Annotated in this window: 16 protein-coding genes and 1 pseudogene; 6 read left to right on the top strand and 11 right to left on the bottom strand. The window is 67.0% G+C overall.

The genetic code is table 11. The annotated features are described in order from the left end of the window. From G3N64_RS23720 to G3N64_RS23685, 8 genes are all read right to left on the bottom strand, one after another. On the bottom strand, positions 1-838 hold an 838-nt coding region (locus G3N64_RS23720; protein WP_205786086.1), incomplete at its 3' end, for a TolC family protein. 13 nt (positions 839-851) lie between these two features. Beyond that, the gene (locus G3N64_RS23715; protein ID WP_205786085.1) at positions 852-2,909 is read right to left on the bottom strand and encodes a MacB family efflux pump subunit; all 2,058 of its coding nucleotides are present in this window, start codon (positions 2,907-2,909) and stop codon (positions 852-854) included. A gap of 2 nt (positions 2,910-2,911) precedes the next feature. After that, entirely contained in the window at positions 2,912-4,102 is a 1,191-nt protein-coding gene (macA, locus tag G3N64_RS23710) for a macrolide transporter subunit MacA (RefSeq protein ID WP_205786084.1), read from the bottom strand. A gap of 286 nt (positions 4,103-4,388) precedes the next feature. Next, positions 4,389-4,529: a hypothetical protein gene (locus G3N64_RS23705; protein ID WP_241021170.1), complete on the bottom strand. Its 141-nt coding sequence runs from the start codon at positions 4,527-4,529 to the stop codon at positions 4,389-4,391. 78 nt (positions 4,530-4,607) lie between these two features. Continuing rightward, on the bottom strand, positions 4,608-5,189 hold the full coding sequence (locus G3N64_RS23700) for an HD domain-containing protein (protein ID WP_205786083.1): 582 nt from the start codon (positions 5,187-5,189) through the stop codon (positions 4,608-4,610). Positions 5,190-5,332: 143 nt separating this feature from the next. Further along, positions 5,333-5,542 carry a hypothetical protein gene (locus G3N64_RS23695; RefSeq protein WP_205786082.1) on the bottom strand — a complete coding sequence of 70 codons (210 nt, stop codon included), beginning with the start codon at positions 5,540-5,542 and terminating at the stop codon, positions 5,333-5,335. A gap of 117 nt (positions 5,543-5,659) precedes the next feature. Next, the gene (locus G3N64_RS23690; protein WP_205786081.1) at positions 5,660-6,226 is read right to left on the bottom strand and encodes a helix-turn-helix transcriptional regulator; all 567 of its coding nucleotides are present in this window, start codon (positions 6,224-6,226) and stop codon (positions 5,660-5,662) included. A 34-nt stretch (positions 6,227-6,260) separates the two neighbouring features. Beyond that, positions 6,261-6,899: a hypothetical protein gene (locus G3N64_RS23685; protein WP_205786080.1), complete on the bottom strand. Its 639-nt coding sequence runs from the start codon at positions 6,897-6,899 to the stop codon at positions 6,261-6,263. Positions 6,900-7,247: 348 nt separating this feature from the next. Between G3N64_RS23685 and G3N64_RS23680 the strand changes: the two genes are divergently transcribed. From G3N64_RS23680 to G3N64_RS40440, 4 genes and pseudogenes are all read left to right on the top strand, one after another. After that, positions 7,248-8,651: a DUF308 domain-containing protein gene (locus G3N64_RS23680; RefSeq protein WP_205786079.1), complete on the top strand. Its 1,404-nt coding sequence runs from the start codon at positions 7,248-7,250 to the stop codon at positions 8,649-8,651. Positions 8,652-8,747: 96 nt separating this feature from the next. Further along, positions 8,748-9,326: a hypothetical protein gene (locus G3N64_RS23675; protein WP_205786078.1), complete on the top strand. Its 579-nt coding sequence runs from the start codon at positions 8,748-8,750 to the stop codon at positions 9,324-9,326. Between the two features lie 189 nt (positions 9,327-9,515). After that, the gene (locus tag G3N64_RS23670) at positions 9,516-10,247 is read left to right on the top strand and encodes a ribonuclease T2 (protein ID WP_205786077.1); all 732 of its coding nucleotides are present in this window, start codon (positions 9,516-9,518) and stop codon (positions 10,245-10,247) included. Positions 10,248-10,963: 716 nt separating this feature from the next. Beyond that, positions 10,964-11,146, top strand: a pseudogene (locus tag G3N64_RS40440) (RHS repeat-associated core domain-containing protein); the annotation flags it as partial. 127 nt (positions 11,147-11,273) lie between these two features. Here the strand turns inward: G3N64_RS40440 and G3N64_RS23660 are convergent. Then, complete coding sequence (locus G3N64_RS23660) at positions 11,274-12,803, bottom strand: FAD-dependent monooxygenase (protein ID WP_205786076.1); 1,530 nt, start codon at positions 12,801-12,803, stop codon at positions 11,274-11,276. 148 nt (positions 12,804-12,951) lie between these two features. Here G3N64_RS23660 and G3N64_RS23655 point away from each other — a divergent pair, with 148 nt between their 5' ends. Then, positions 12,952-13,626 carry a TetR/AcrR family transcriptional regulator gene (locus tag G3N64_RS23655; RefSeq protein WP_205786075.1) on the top strand — a complete coding sequence of 225 codons (675 nt, stop codon included), beginning with the start codon at positions 12,952-12,954 and terminating at the stop codon, positions 13,624-13,626. Positions 13,627-13,697: 71 nt separating this feature from the next. Here G3N64_RS23655 and G3N64_RS23650 read toward each other — a convergent pair whose 3' ends face one another. After that, entirely contained in the window at positions 13,698-14,333 is a 636-nt protein-coding gene (locus G3N64_RS23650; protein WP_205786074.1) for an isochorismatase family cysteine hydrolase, read from the bottom strand. Between the two features lie 32 nt (positions 14,334-14,365). Then, complete coding sequence (locus G3N64_RS23645) at positions 14,366-14,602, bottom strand: hypothetical protein (RefSeq protein WP_205786073.1); 237 nt, start codon at positions 14,600-14,602, stop codon at positions 14,366-14,368. A gap of 335 nt (positions 14,603-14,937) precedes the next feature. Between G3N64_RS23645 and G3N64_RS23640 the strand changes: the two genes are divergently transcribed. Next, complete coding sequence (locus G3N64_RS23640) at positions 14,938-15,951, top strand: hypothetical protein (protein WP_205786072.1); 1,014 nt, start codon at positions 14,938-14,940, stop codon at positions 15,949-15,951. Positions 15,952-15,989 lie beyond the last annotated feature (38 nt).

Raw genomic sequence — 15,989 nt, 5'->3', positions numbered from 1 at the left:
GCCGGCCGAGCAGGCTGGCCGGCAGGCCGGCCGCGACCTCGGGCGGTGCCGCGTCAGGCAGCGCCGACGGTTCGGCCGCGTGCTGCTGCGGCGGCCGGTCGAACAGGATCGCGAGCGCATGACGGTTCTCGGTGCGCTGCTGGATCAGGCGAGTCTGCGCGGCGCGTTGCGCGGCGAGGCTCTGTTCCGCCTGCGCAAGGTCGAGACCCGATACGGCGCCGGCCGTGTGCCGTGACCGAACGACCGCGAGCGTGCGCACCGCATACGCGATGTTCGCGTCGCCGAGCGCGATCTGCCGGTTCAGATAGCCGATTTGCCAATACAGCGACGCGGTCGTGCCGATCAGCGACAGCCGCGCGGCTTCGAGATCGGCGGCCGTCGCGTCGGCTTCCCAGCGCGCGGCGTCGCGCAGCGCGGCCAGCCGGCCCCACAGGTCGATTTCATAGCTAAGCGAAACGTTCGCGTTGCTCGACCGGCCCATCTGATGCGTATCGAGCGTGCGCGACACGGCACCGTTCGCGCCGGCCGACACGTTGGGCGTCAGGTTCGTATTCGCGAGCCCGGCCTGCAGTTGCGCGCGGTATACGCGGATCGCCGCGATCGCGAGGTCGTTGTTGGCGCGCAGCGCGTCGTCGATCAGCGCGTCGAGTTGCGGATCGCCGAAGCTGCGCCACCAGTCGCGCGTCGTGGCCGGCGCGTGGGCGGAAACCGGCGCCGCCCAGTTCGCGGGCATCGCGACGGCGGGCAGCGGTTCATGGCGCGCGCCTGCACAGCCGGCGAGCAGCGCGGCCGCGCACGCGAATGCGCCCAGGCGGTGAAGCGGTGAGGAATGCGTCATGGCGGGCCTTGCGTCAGTCGCGCGCGAGCGCATCGATCGGATCGAGCCGCGATGCGTTGCGCGCGGGCATGAAGCCGAATATCACACCGGTGAGTGTCGAGCACACGAACGCGGTCACGATCGCGCCGGCCGAGAACACCATCTTCCACTGCGCGACGAACATCGAGAACAGCGCGCCGAGCCCGAACGACAGCGCAATGCCGATCGTGCCGCCGAGCAGGCAGACGAGCACGGCCTCGACGAGAAACTGCTGCAGGATGTCGGACTGGCGCGCGCCGACCGCCATCCGGATGCCGATTTCGCGCGTGCGCTCGGTGACCGACACCAGCATGATGTTCATCACGCCGATTCCGCCGACGACGAGCGAGATCACGGCGATCAGCGACAGCAGCAACGTGAGCGACTGGCCGGTCTTCTCGACGGTCTTCACCACGCTGTCCATGTTGTACGTGAAGAAATCCTTGCGGCCGTGGCGCTGCGTCATCAGTTTTTCGAGGCTTTTCTCGGCGGCGGCGCTCGGCTGCCCGTCGCGCACGCGCACGGTGATGCTGTCGAGATGGCGCTGCCCGAAGAGACGCCCGCTCGCGGTCGTGTACGGCACCCACACGTTCAGGCTCTTCACGCTGCCGAACGCGCTCTTCTTGTCGGCCGTCACGCCGATCACGACGCACGGCACGTTGTCGACCAGGATCACTTCACCGACCGGGTTGCGCGTCGCGCCGAACAGCTTGCGGCGCGTGTTCTGGTCGATCACGGCCACCTGCACCTGGCGGCGCACGGCTTCCTCGTCGAATGCGACGCCCAGCGCGAAGCGCATCCCGCGCGCCTGGAAGAAGCGGTCGCCGACACCGCTCACGAGCGCGTTCACGTCGACGTTGCGGTAGCGCAGCAGCAGCGTGCGCGACGTTTCGGGCGTCGCGCTGTCGACGTACGGCTGCTCGGCGAGCGCGGCGACATCGGCGGGCACGAGCGTCTGGATCGCGTCCGCGCGGCTGTCGCCCCAGTCGGTGCCCGGATAGATGTTGATCGTGTTCGTGCCGATGCTGCCGATCTCGTCGAGCATGTAGCGCTTCGCGCCTTCGCCGATCGCGACGATCGACACGACCGACGTGATGCCGATGATGATGCCGAGCATCGTCAGCAGCGTGCGCAGCCGGTGCGACACGAGCGCGATCCACGCCATCCGGCAGGCCTCGGCGAAGCGGCCGGAGCCGGCCGCGAAGCGGCGCGCGCGGGTGCCGGAATCGGTGTCGGCATGCGCATCGGTGTCGATTGCCGCGGGCGGCGGCGTGTCGTGACGATCGCGGGCGGATGACGTGCCGGTTGCCGCTTCGGTTGCGTCGGCTGCGTCGACGCACGCTTCCGCGAGCGCTTCCGCATAGTGCCGGTTCGTCCGGTCGGCGACGATCTCGCCGTCGCTGATCTCGATGATGCGCTTCGCATGGCGCGCGACGGCCTTGTCGTGCGTGACGATGACGATCGTATGGCCGAGCGCGTTCAGCTCGTGCAGGATGCGGATCACGTCCTGGCCGCTTTTCGTGTCGAGCGCGCCGGTCGGTTCGTCGGCGAGGATCACCTGGCCGCCGTTCATCAGCGCGCGCGCGATGCTCACGCGCTGCTGCTGGCCGCCGGACAGTTGCCCGGGACGATGGTGCGCGCGATCCGCGAGCCCGAGGCGCGCGAGCAGCTCGCGTGCACGCGCGTGCCGCTCGGCGCGCGGGGTGCCGGCATAGATCGCGGGCATTTCGAGGTTCGCGACCGCGTCGACGTGCGGCAGCAGGTGATAGCGCTGGAACACGAAGCCGAAGTGTTCGCGGCGCAGTTGCGCGAGCTCGTCGCTGTCGAGCATGTGCGTGTCGCGTCCGCCGACCGTGTACGTACCTTCGCTCGGGTGGTCGAGGCAGCCGAGGATGTTCATCAGCGTCGACTTCCCGGAGCCCGACGCGCCGACGATCGCGACGATCTCGCCCGCGTGGATCGACAGGTTGACGTTGTTCAGCACGACGACGTCCTTGTCGCCGGCCGGAAAGCGTCGGGTGACGGCCGCGAGTTTCAGCAGGGGCTGGCGCATCGTCACACCACGTCCGCCAGCGGCGCGTGGTCGTCGCCGGCTGCTTCGCCGATCACGACGCGTTCGCCGTCCTTCAGGCCGGCCAGCACTTCGACGCGCACGTTGTTGTGGATGCCGATGCGGATGTGGCGCGTTTCCGTGCTGCCGTCGGCGCGCAGCACGCGCACCGCGTAGGTGCCGTCCTGGCGTTTTTCGCCGAGCGCGGCGGCCGGAATGCTGAGCGCGTTGCGTGCGTTGCCGAGCACGATGCTGACTTGCGCGGTCATCGAGATGCGCAGCCGGTGCGCGGGGTTCGGCACTTCGAACAGCGCGTGGTAGAACACGGCCGAATTCGGCTTCGTGCCGCCGCCCGCGCCGCCGAGCGTGCTTTGCGCTTCGGCGTAGTTCTGCGGCGCCGGTTCGATCGCGCGCAGCTTGCCGTAGTGGCGCTTGTCCGGTTCGCCGAGGATCGTGAAATACGCGGTCTGTCCGCCACTCACGCGGATCACGTCGGCTTCCGATACCTGCGCCTTCACGGTCATCGTGTCGAGGTCGGCGAGCTTCAGGATCACCGGCGCCTGTTGCTGCGCAATCACGGTCTGGCCTTCCTGCGTGACGATCGCGACGACTTCGCCGTCGATCGGCGCGACGATGCGCGTGTAGCCGAGGTTGGCCTGCGCGGTCTCGATCTGGATGCGGGCCGAGCGGATCTGCGCAGCGAGCGATGCGAGCGTCGCGCGCTGCACGTCGAGCGTCGCGCGCGCGGCCTCGAACGATTCGCGCGACGTTGCATCGTCGGGCAGCATCGCCTGCTGGCGCCGGAACGCAAGTTCCGCCTGCGTGAGTTGCGCGGCGGTCGACTGGTGTTGCGCGCGCAGGCTTTCTTCGCTGGCGCGCGCCTGGCGCAGCGCGTTTTCCGAGATCACGGGATCGATCTCGGCGAGCCACTGGCCCTTCGTGACCTTGTCGCCGAGCTTGACCTTCAGCGATTTCAACTGCCCGGAGACTTGCGCGCCGACGTCGACCTGCCTGAATGCCTGCAGTGCACCGGTTGCCAGCACCGCATTCTCGAGATCGCCGCGCGAGACGGGCGCGGACAGGTATTGCGGATGCTTGTCGGGCGCGCACGCCTTCAGCGTGACGCCGGTGGCGATCGCAACGATGGCAAGGGAAGCCAGCACGATGCGCCGGCGGCGGTGGGTCTTCTGAGTCATGAGCGTGCAGCGAGGATGAAGCGATACCGGCGATGCGTACAACCGGGCGGGACGATCCGGCCGGCGTCGCATGCCGGGCATGTTGCCCGCGACGGTATCCGCGTATGCATCGCGCGGCCGTGCCGAGTCGAATCAGCCGCTCATGGTAAGCGAGGACATCAGGCCAAATCGTGTGGAAATTGTGCTGAATTGTGCGAACCCCGTGCGGGAGCGGATGCCGCGCGGCGTCATTGTTGCCATTTGTGAGAACGGCGGGCGAACGCCCGGGCGCGTGTGGCGGGCTGCGTTACCGCTGCGCGGCGGCGAGCGTCATCATCGGCCGGTCACGTTCGTCGTCGAGCGCGGGCCGTGCATCGACCTGATCCTGCGTCGGCCCCCATTCGTCCCGGTGCGTAAGCGTGAAGCCGCTGCCGATCAGCAGGTTCACGAGCGTGCCGAGCGTGCGGCGCTGCTTGACGACGACCGGCGCGAGCTCGCCGCGTGCGCGGCGCTCGATCCCGCGCGCTTACGCGTGCTGCCCGCCCGCGTCGATCCGGCGTTGCGTATCGGCGTCGACGATGTCGCGGATCGCGCTGAACAGCGGCGCGGCGTCGGTGTAGCGGCGGCCGTAGCCGAGATTGAATGCGTAGTCGAAATCGGGCGGATTGCTGCCCTGGTTGTGCTGCAGGATCGTCTCGAGCTTGTCGAGCGCCTTCGCCGCGCGCGCTTCCGGCGATGCAGCCGCCTCGTATTCGTCACACAGCGCGACGATCTCGTCACGCTGCGCGGGATCGAGCGGCGCGGTCAGCGTCAGCAGGTCGTCGCGTTCGTGCGCGCTTTTGTCGGGGTGCGCGGCCTGTTCGACGGCGGGGATGTCGCCGTGCAGCGCTTCGCCGAGATCGTGGACGACGCACAGCTTCAGCAGCTTCAGCGTGTCGATGCCGGGTAGCGCGTCTGCGAACACGAGTGCCATCAGGCACAGCCGCCAGCTGTGCTCGGCCGTGCTTTCCGCGCGCCCGGCCGACGTGTAACCGCTGCGCAGCACGTTCTTCAGGCGTTCGGCTTCGCGCAGGAAAGCGAGCCGCGCGTGGATCGTATCGGGGTTCATGGTTGGTCGGCATCCTTGCGATGAGCCGTCCAGCGTAATGCGGGTGGGCGCAGTTCGTCCACGCATGAAATATGCGTGGCGTGCGGGGGATCGGATGCGGCGGACCTGCCCGTCGACGGGAGCGGGCGCGCTTTGCCGCGCGGCTACGTCGCGAAAAGTCCGGCCCAGCAGAAGAGGGCGAAGAAGCCGGTCTGGACCAGGACGATCAGGCTGTACAGGTAGGGGCGGCTGCGGCGCGCCACGCGCCTGCCGCCTGCGTTGGCCACGCCCGAGCGAAGCGCGATCAGCACGGCGGCGCCCGTATGGAGCATGAACGCGACGATCACGATCTCTCGCACGACAAGCGTCGACATGTGGTATTTCCCCTGGCCGTGCCATCATTTACGTTGGCATCGTTTGCATTGCATGCCGGACACATCGAAGCACGCCGCGCCGTTGCCTGCCTGCGGTTCTTCGTTGCGATCCGGCGATTACGCATCGTCGAGCGTCTCCACGAGCCGCGCGGCCGAGCCGTCCGACAGCGTCATCCGCGTCCAACGGCACAGGCTGCCGCGGATCGGCACGACGCGCGACGCGTTTGCGCCGGTGTCGAATTCGACGCTCGGCGGCCCCGCGCGGTCGTGCCAGCCGAGCGTATCGAGCGCGGTTTCCATGCGGACGATCTCCGGCGTCGCGTAGCGCCACAGCGACGTGCCGAGCAGCATCGGCAGCGGCTGCGAGAATTCGGCCGCGCGCGCCGGCGAAGCGGCGAGCAGGCGGTGCGTGAGGTCGCACACGAGATGCATGCGGCCCGCGCTGCCCGCGACGAGCCGTGCGAGCGCGTGGTCGCCCGCGGAATCGAGGCGCGCGGCGAGCAGCCGTTCGGCCGTCGCGCGTTCGTCGGGCGACATCTGCTGGAGGCCGGCTTCCCAGCGCGAGATCGTCGATTGCGCGACGCCGAACAGTTCGGCCGCATGGCTTTGCTTGACGCGGCGCAGCGCGCGCCAGCGCTTGAGTTGCGGGCCGAGCGGCGGCGTATGAAGCGGTGAGGCGGTCATGGCGATGCTCCTGTGGCGCTCGTACCGCACGCCTTTACATGATCCGGAGGCCGCCGTTCGCCTGGATCGCGATTGCCGCAAACGGCACGAGCACGAGGCCACCCAGCACGAGCACGCCGTCGGCGGCAACCGTGATCGGCGTGGCGAGAATCCGCAGCCCCATGCCGAGCGCGGACGGCGATTGCCTGATGTAGACCGAGTACGGCCGATTGAACGGCTGCGTGGCGGTCTTGTACTTTTCGGCGAACCCTTCCGTCGAATAGCGCTTGCCGCCGATGTCGCCTTCGAGCACGAGGCCGGCCGTCGCGGCGGTGAAGCCATCGGCGGCGGCAGCCCGCCGATCGTCGTCCGACGCGTCCTTCGGCAGCACGATCCGGTAGTGGCCCGTGATGCTGCCGCCGCTCGCATGAAAGCCGGCGAACGTCGTACGCAGCGATTTCCGGTAGCTGGACAGCAGTACCGGCCGCAACTGCGCCGGCAGATCGAAGATGTAGTGGTAATCGGTGCCCAGGACGACCAGTTTCTTGCCGTCCTCGGTCATCATGAATCCGGACACTTGTTCGCTGTATGCGTCGTCCTTGTACAGTTTCGGCGTGAAACAGCCCGACAGTGCGAGGCTGCTCGCGGCCAGGCCGGCGGCCAGCAGGCGCCGGCGCGTGATCGATACTTTCATTGTTGTTGTCCCGTCTCGTGCGGTTCGATTCAGTTCAGTGGCTTTCGCCCTCGGAAGCCGGATTCTCGCGTATCCGCCGTGCGTTGTCGAACGGAAAATCTGCCTCGGCAGCGGCCGGCTCGTCCCGTCCGTGCCGTGCCGACAACGTGTTCGTCACGCTTTCAACCGTCTCCGCCATATCTTATTATTTGGCCGGTGCGGACGCGTACCGGCCGCCATCGGTCATGTCGAGGCATGACGCGCCGGTACGAATTACCGCATTTCGGCCTGTGCGTCGCACGATGCGCGGTCGAAACGACAGGAAACGCGTGGCCAGCGCGTTTCTCGAAAAAATGACGAGAGGGCGCGATGGTACGACTGGTCTTGCTGCTGCTGGGTATCGAATACTTGCGCACCCGCTGGCGCGGGCTGACCGTGCTCGGCTGGGTGTGGGTCGTCGCGGGCGGCGTGATCTTCGTCGATGCGCTCGACGGCGCGCTGCACTTTCCGATCCAGATCTTTGCGTGGCTGTTCCTGATCGAGGGGCTCGCGACGCTCGCGATGGCCGGCAGCGGCGTCGGCGGGCAGCGCGTCCTGCGCTACGTGAAGGGGATCGCGGTCGTGGTCGCTGCCGGGCTCGTGTTCGCGGGGCATCACCACGGCCATTTCCTGCTGTCGATGATCTTCGGCACGCTGTTCCTCGTCGACGGGCTGCTGCAATGCACCGCCGCGTGGATGGTGCGCTATCGCCGCTGGAACGTCGCATTCGCATGGGGCGTCGTCGAGATCCTGCTGGCAATCTTCTTCTACCAGCCGTATCCGACCCACTACGTGGGCACCGTGCCGTACTGCCTTGGCCTGCTGCTGATGTTCGGCGGGATGCACATGCTGAGCCTCGCCGCGCGCGTGCGGCGGCTGACGCGCAACCCGGCGTTCGCGACTTCGCCGGCACCGGCACTCGCGCCGGACCTCGACGATGCGCGCGACCTCCCGCATTTCGCCCAATCCGAATGGGACGGCCCGCCCGCCGACGGCGAGCATGCACTCACCGTGCACGTGTGGACGCCGACCGGCACGTCGAAGGCCGAAGCGCAGCGCTATCCGGTGATCGACCGCTATATCGCGGCGGTGGACGTCAACGGCGTGATCTCGACCGGCCACGCGGCACTGGAGTCGCCGGAGGGGATCTATATCAGCCTGTATCCCGGCGTCGAAATCGATCGTTCTCCGGACGAATTCACGCGCATCCTGCGCGCGACGCGCGAAAACGACGTGCCGGGCCTGTTCCAGCCCGACTACGCGACCGAATCGAAGGCATGGTGCCCGTCGACCGTGCGCGTGCGGATCCGCAACTACGATCCGGCGAAGCTGGATGCGTTCTGGACGTCGTACCGGCAGAACGTGACGTACAACCTCACGCACCGCAACTGCTCGAGCACCGTGTCGAACGCGCTCGAAGCCGCGCTCGACGGCGCGGTGTGGCGGCTGAAGGGCGCGCGTGCCGGGTGGGGCGCGTTCGTGCGGCTGCTGCTCACGCCGGAGCTGTGGGTCGCCGCGCAGATCCGCAAGCGCGCGGTGACGATGGCGTGGACGCCCGGGCTCACGCTCGACTATGCGCGCGCGCTCAGCATGCTTGCCGACCCGCGGCCGTTCGCGTGGTGGAAAGTCGCGCGCTCGGCCGTGAAGGCGATCATGGCGTCGCGCCGCACGTGGCGCGAGCAGGACAACGCGGCGCTGTCGCCCGGCGGATCGGAGGCTGCGTCGATGAAGTGATCGCGTGTCGCCGGACGAGGGCCCGGCGACACGGAGGCCGCCAGCGTGCGGCACGGCGATGTTGCCCGCCACGAGAACCCACATACGCAAACAACAATGAACAAGACGAGCGCTTTCCGCATCCTGATTCCCGCTGCCCTGGCGCTGACGAGCGCCGGCTTCGCGCAAGCGAGTGCGGACGAAGTGCCGCGCATGAGCAACGACGTGTACCGGATCTCGGTGTCGTTCTGTTCGAACGTCGCGGCCGCCGAGAAGGTCGAGTGCCAGGGCGACATGATCGCTTCGGGCAGCCGGATCGTCGCGGCGATCGGCGGCCTGCCGCCGGCATCCGCCACGTCGATCGACGAAGGCGCGCGCAACAAGCTGCCGGCAGAGGAGCGCAAGGGGCTCGCACCGGTCGAGCCGGGCGCGATCGACAAGGACGATGACCTCGCCGGTCTCGCCGGGATGGTGCGCCTGTGTGACGTGTACGAATCCGCACCGGCGTCGCGCGCGCGGCATCATGCGGCGCTGAAGCAGCAGTCGCCGGACGCCGCACCGCGCGTCGAGGCGTTGCTGGCCGATGCGTCGACGGCGGCGCGCCGGCGCGTCAGCATCGGCGTGTGGCAGATCCTCGCGCTCGAAGGCCCCGAATCGGTCGCGCGGGCATGCACGCAGCTGGGCGCCGGGTCGTGAGCGACGGCGTGCCGGTGTCGGCCGTGTGAGGCAGCGTGCGACGCGACGGTGCGTGCCCGCACCCGTGCCGCCGGACATCATTCGTCCACCTTCACATTCGTGCCATGTTGCGTCGGCAACAATCGCGGGCAGACATTCGACAACCTTGCGGCGCATCCCGCGACCGCAAGCCTTTTCCGAGGAAACGCCATGCTCAAGACGCTCGCCCGCGCTGCTGCCGCACTCGCCGTCGCTTCCGCTTCACTGCACGCCACCGCGCAGACCAGCTACGACTACCTGTTGCTCGCCGCGTCGTGGGAGCCCGGCTTCTGCGTGTCGCACGACACGCCCGAATGCACGAACCTCGCCGGCACGTATGCGGCGACGAGCCTGTCGCTGCATGGCCTGTGGCCGAACAACTACGACGGCAACCAGCCGTTCTACTGCGGCGTGCCGCAGAACGACATCGACCTCGACAACGCACACCAGTGGTGCAGCATGGACGCCTACCCGATCAGCAGCGCGACCCGCAACACGCTGTCGACGTACATGCCGGGCGTTGCGTCGTGCCTCGACAAGCACGAGTGGTTCAAGCACGGCACCTGCTCGAATTCGGCATCGCCCGATGCGTACTGGAACCAGGCGTCCGGCATGATCAGCCGGCTCGGCAACACGTCGTTCAACGCATTCCTGCAGGCGAACGCGGGCAAGACGGTCACGCGTAACCAGTTGCTGTCGGCGTTCGAAGGCGCGTTCGGCAGCAATACGCGCAGCGCGGTGTCGCTGAAGTGCACGAAGACGAATGGCGTGAGCTATTTCACCGAAGCGTGGATCGCGGTGAAGACGAACGCGACCACGCAGTTCCCGAGCGCCGCATCGCTCGTGACGGACGGCAATACGCAGGGCACGTGCCCGACGTCGGGTGTGTATATCGCGAAGTAGTGCGTTGATCACGGATTCCTGGCGGGGCAGGTGCTTCATGGCCGGCCCGTGCCGGGAACAACACATGACCAGGAAGTCATGTCGACGGTTTTTGCATTTGCGCAGGGCATTTTGAGACTGTGCAATTGAACACTGTTTCAGACAGTTTCCGTTCGCTGGATGTCGGTTTTGGCATCTGTTATCTCTTCGGCTTCCTCAAACAAGAGCGAACGCTGAGAGAATGAGATGGCCGCGAATAATGGCGCACGCGAGACGTCAACACTGTTGATATTCCAACGTCAGATTCCGCAAGCGATCCGACGGAACGCTGAAGGGCGGCGCGTTCTCACCAGTCCGGTTCCTGCACCCGAGACGTTTCCGGCGCTGATTGAGCTTGATGCGGCGGCGGTTGAAAGACCTGTTCACGAAATCTATGTGCAGTGTCTGTATTTGCTATCGGTGAGTGCGAATGCGCCATCGCTTTACGATGTTGCTACTGACATTCATCATCTTTGTGTAGATGGTGATGCCGCGCGTCAACTAGCGAACTGGCACATCCTCGCGATCGATGCGATCGGCGTCGTGCCGGCCGCGGGCAACGCGACGCGGCCGGCGCGTGCGACCCGCTACGCATGGTGTGTCCAAAGCGAGCTGCTGTCGCTGACTGATCCGAAGGGCGGCGTGACGCGCTTTCGTTGCGACCATGCGGGACGGCTGGATGAGTCGGGGAAGGTGGTGTGGCTGGGGGGTATCGGGCGTGGGGTGGGGAGAAGACGGTCTGGCCGGAGATACCGGAGCGGAACGAGGCGGGGAACGCAATCCGGTTCCAGGGGCAGTATCGTGATGAGGAGACGGGGCTGCATTACAACCGGTATCGGTACTACGATCCGAACTCGAGACGGTACATCACTCAGGACCCGATCGGGCTGGCCGGTGGCCTGAACGTCTATCAGTACCCACCGAATCCGATAAGCTGGATGCGCCGTCGACGGCACGCACGCGGGAGGCGTATCGGGCACGGATTCTTCCGCCGACGAGCGGCCGCATTCAACGCGCGGCGCATGGCATGCCGAACCAACGCATCGCCGCGTGCGCCGCTTCGTCGACGTTCGAAGCATCGTCACCGGCCCACGCGACGAAACCATCGGGCCGCACGAGCACGGCGCGCAATCCCAGCCGGTCTTTCGCATCGCTCGCGAGATACGCGATCCGGTCGCGCCAGCGGTTGGCGAGCGTCTGAAACGGCCTTCCTGCATCGAAGTCCAGCAGCATGCCCTTGCCGTGCCTGACGTGTTCGCCGAGCCGTGTTCCGTCGACGAATTCGAAGTCCGGAACGCTGCGCCCCACGAGCGGATGGCCGCCGCCGAGATCGTACGCAACGGACACTCCCCACACGCGCTCGGCGAAGTACGTCGCGCCGTCGCGCGTGTCGACGAGATCGCGGACGATCGCCTCGAGCGCGCGCGAACTCCGGGTCGGCCGCATCAGCGCGACCTGCGCGCGCGACCAGTCGAGCACGCGGGCGCCTACCGGATGCCGCTCGTCCGCATAGCTGTCGAGCAGGCCGGCCGGCGCGTCGCCGCGGATCGTGGCGGCCAGTTTCCAGCCGAGATTCATCGCGTCGCCGAGCCCGAGGTTGAGCCCCTGGCCGCCGAGCGGCGAGTGGATGTGCGCGGCATCGCCCGCGAGCAGCACGCGTCCGTTGCGGTAGGCCGTCGCCTGGCAGGCGCGGTCCGTCCACGTGGTGGCGAGCCGGAGCGCCGTCAGCGTGACGCCCGCGCCGGACACGCGACGCAACACCGCCTGCGCATGGTCGAGCGTGACCGGCCCGCGCCGGTGGAACGCGCCGCCGTCGAACTCGACCATCGCGATGGTTCCGGGCGGCGTGTACGTATACATCCCGGTCGCGGTGTAGTGACGGCCGGGCGCCAGCGTGCCCGGATCGGCGAGCTCGGCTTCGATCGAGTAGCCGGTGAATTCCGGATCGGTGCCGGCGAACGTGAAGCCGCCGGCCTTGCGGACCGTGCTGCGGCCACCGTCGCAGCCGACGAGCGAGCGTCCGCGCCACGTGTTGCCGCCTGCGTGCAGCGTCACTGCGTTGTCCCCGTCCGACTGATCGAAGCCCTCCACACGGATGCCGCGCCGGATCTCGACGCCCGTCGCGCTCGCGCGGGCGGCCAACGCGGATTCGACGCGTTCGAGATCGGTCGCCATGTGGGTGCCGGCCGGGCCGGGTAGACGGTACGGCCATCGGGACGCATCGATGCGGTCGTGGAAGAACGGGATGCCGGCGAAATGGCCGCCCGGACGGCGCGACTGCCGCATCCAGTGCGCGGTGTCGTATGCGCCGGACGGCATCGCGATGTCGTCGAGCAGGCCGCGCCGGTAGAACGCTTCGAGGGTGGGCGCCGACAGGCCACGCATGCCGAACGGCAACCGCTTCAGCGGGGAGGCCGGATCGCCGGCCTGCTCGAGCACCAGTACCGACAGGCCGGCAACGCGCAACTCGCAGGCGAGAAACAGGCCGACAGGGCCGGCTCCGGCAATCACGACATCATGGGTGACGGGTTGAGTCATCGAGGGCTCGGTTTCCAGCCAGGGTGGGCCGGCGGCAGTAAGAAGGGCGGCACCTGACTAGGTGTCGTGCCATGCGAAGGGAACTTATGGAACATCATTCCATTGCGGGATATTGGAACGATGTTCCAGGTGTGTCAAGCTACCGCGCATGACAAGCAGAAACCGAACCGAACGGCGCGCCGACGCGCTGTCGAAAGAGCGGATCGTCGACGCGGCGATCGAGATTCTCGACCACGAAGGCGAGGGCGCGCTGACGTTTCGCGCGCTTGCCGCGCACCTGGCGACCGGCAGCGGCGCGATCTACTGGCATGTCGCCGACAAGCACGACCTGCTCGCGGCGGCCGCGGACCGGGTGATCGCGGCCGCGATGGCGGACGAGTCGAGCGCGCCCGACGGCGATGCGGCGGAGGCGATCCGTCGCGTCGCGTTGCGTCTGTTCGACGCGTTCAGCGCGCATCCGTGGGTGGGCGCGCAGTTGTTCCGCGCGCCGTGGCAGGACGCGGTGCTGCGCATCCTCGAAAGCATCGGCGGGCACCTGCAGGGGCTGGGCGTGCCTGAACCTGCGCAATTCAACGCGGCGTCCGCGCTGATGCACTACATCTTCGGGCTGGCCGGCCAATACGCGGCGGGCGCCCGCCTGCATCCGCGCGATCCGGGGCAGCCGGAGGTCGTTGCGACCGTCGCCGACCGGTGGACGCAACTCGATCCGGCGGCGTATCCGTTCGTGCGCAAGGTGGCGGCGCAGTTGGCCGCGCACGACGAGCGCGAGCAGTTCGTGGCCGGCATCGACCTCATCCTGAACGGAATCGGAACGGCCCGGTAGCCGTTATCTTGCGGGTCGGTCCGGGCGATACCGTTGACCCGTCACGCTCACGCGTACGCGTATGCCGGCACCTACGCGAGCAGCCGCAACGCGTCCGCGAGCGACAGCACCGTCGTGCGCGATTCGAAGGCGGTGGAGAACAGGTGTTCGTGGACCACCGGGTCCGGGTCGTAGCAGCAATCCTTGACCGTATAAAGCCGGAAGTCCGCGTCGCTCGCGTGGGCGATCGACGACAGCATCACGCCCGTCGATGCGATGCCGACCATGATCAGCGAATCGACGCCTTGCTCGACCAGCCGCGCCTGCAGATCGGTGCCGAAGAACACGCTGGCGCGGTGCGCGACGATCAGCGGCTCGTCGGCCTGCCGGCCGAGCTCCGGCGACGGGCCGTCGTCGATGAACAGGCCGCGCTGCTTGATGCCCTGGCCGTTCTTGTTGCGCGGGCTGACTTCCGGATAGCCGGGGCTGAACCGCAGGTTCGCGAACCAGACGCCGATGCCGCTCGCCCGTGCCGCATCGCAGAGCCGGCGCGTATTGGCGAGCAACCCGGGCGCGACCGACGGAAACAGGCCGAGGATGTCGGTCTGGTAATGCATGACGAGCAGCGCGGTGCCGGACGGCACGATGGCGGGAATCGGCGCGGATGGGGAGTCGCCGGAAGTCGTGCGGGTTGCCGTTGCGATATCCGGTGCGTTTTGCCGAGTCATGAGCGAGGGTCTCCGATAGCCCGCGGGGAATTTCAACGTCCCCGATTTGTACCGGAAAATCGGGGCGGCTGCCGATGCGATTTTCGTAGGGGCGTTTTATCGCGCCGCGAGCCGGCGATCATTACGCCGGCGTCACATTCCTGCCTGCCGGCAATACACTGGTGGTCGCCGTCGCCGTCGCCGTCGCCGTCGCCGTCGCCGTCGCCGACGATAGCCGATACCTGAATCCGGGAATGTCGATGGCGCTCCTTTTGCGGCGAATCGGTCATATCTGACTTCGCCGCTTCAAAAGATCGACCACCTCGTATACGTAGTCATCCGTGCGTGCGTTCGGGGAGCGGCGTGCGTGAGGCGGTTACAAGGCGCTTTCCGAACATTGGCGCCCCTGCAAGTCCGAATGTCGGGGGCGCTACGAGCGAATGTGTACGCTCGACCTGTGTCCGAGCTCAGCGATGGCGACGGATCGGATCATAGCCGCCCGACCCATTGCTTATAAGGGGCAGCGGCCGAAGTTGTGCGGATTGCCCCCATTACCCGATGGCTGCCTATAATCGTCATCAACTTGCCCAAGAAATCGCGGTTACCAAGGTGAGGGGGTGTCCAAATGGGACAGTGCCGTCGCATCTATTCGCGCTTCGTCCTCGCAAGCTCGATCGCAGGTCTGGGATGTCTGGCGGGCGCAGGCCTCGCGCACGCCGAGGACAGTCCTTCGAACTTGCCGACCGGGTTCAAGCCATCGGAAAGAACGATCAACGTCTATGCGGTGTATGGCGACGGACGCGCGACCAACGGTGGCGATATGCATTGGCGCGCCTACGAAGTCGGCTTCGGCGATGTCCTGAATGACTACCTCTCGGTCTACCTCGCGTATGTGAACGAGGGGCATCCCCTGGATCACCACCGTGACGGCTTCGCCGCCATCGGTTCGTTTCGTTGGCCGGTCGGTGATCGCTTGGCGCTCGAGTTGTCGGCGGGGCCGTATTTCAGCATGGACACGACACACGTCAACGACCAGCCGCGTAATGAAAAGCGATGGGGCGTGCGCGCCTCGGCAGCGGTGCGGTATTACCTCGTACCCAACCGCTTCTTCCTCAAGGTGCAGTACAACCACGTGCAGATGATCGACGGATTCAACTCCGACGCGGTGCTCTTCGGCATCGGCTCGGATTTTGGCGGCGATCCTGGCCCGGCCTTTTCGGACGGCAAGACGCAGGTTGGCGTTTGGGCCGGGACATCGCAGACGAACCGTCCCCAAGTGCCGATGGAAAAAGGGTATATGGTCGAAGTCAAGCGGCCGCTCGGCAATGCATGGGCCTATTCGGCGAGCTTCGTCTACGAAGGCAATAACGGCGTCGCCGGCCGAAAAGGTGTGGCGGCGCAATTCTGGTATGTCGCGCCGATCAAGAGCAAATGGACGCTTTCGGCAGGTGTGGGCCCGTATCTCTCGCATGATCGGGACGAGGTCGCGAGCAAAACGAGACTCAATGCCTTGCTCAGCGCGCAGGTGACCTATCAGGTAACGAACGACTGGGCGGCGAGCTTGCGCTTTAATCGTGTCGCAACCGGCAACGACAAGGACCAGGACATGTTCATGGTCGGCCTGGCGCGCAATTTCTAGCGGCTCAGCTTGCACCGAATCGACATCGGCCTGCATGC

This window comes from Burkholderia sp. Ac-20344 (assembly GCF_017104975.1).
Lineage (GTDB): Bacteria > Pseudomonadota > Gammaproteobacteria > Burkholderiales > Burkholderiaceae > Burkholderia.
This window is presented reverse-complemented; position numbering and strand designations above follow the sequence as displayed.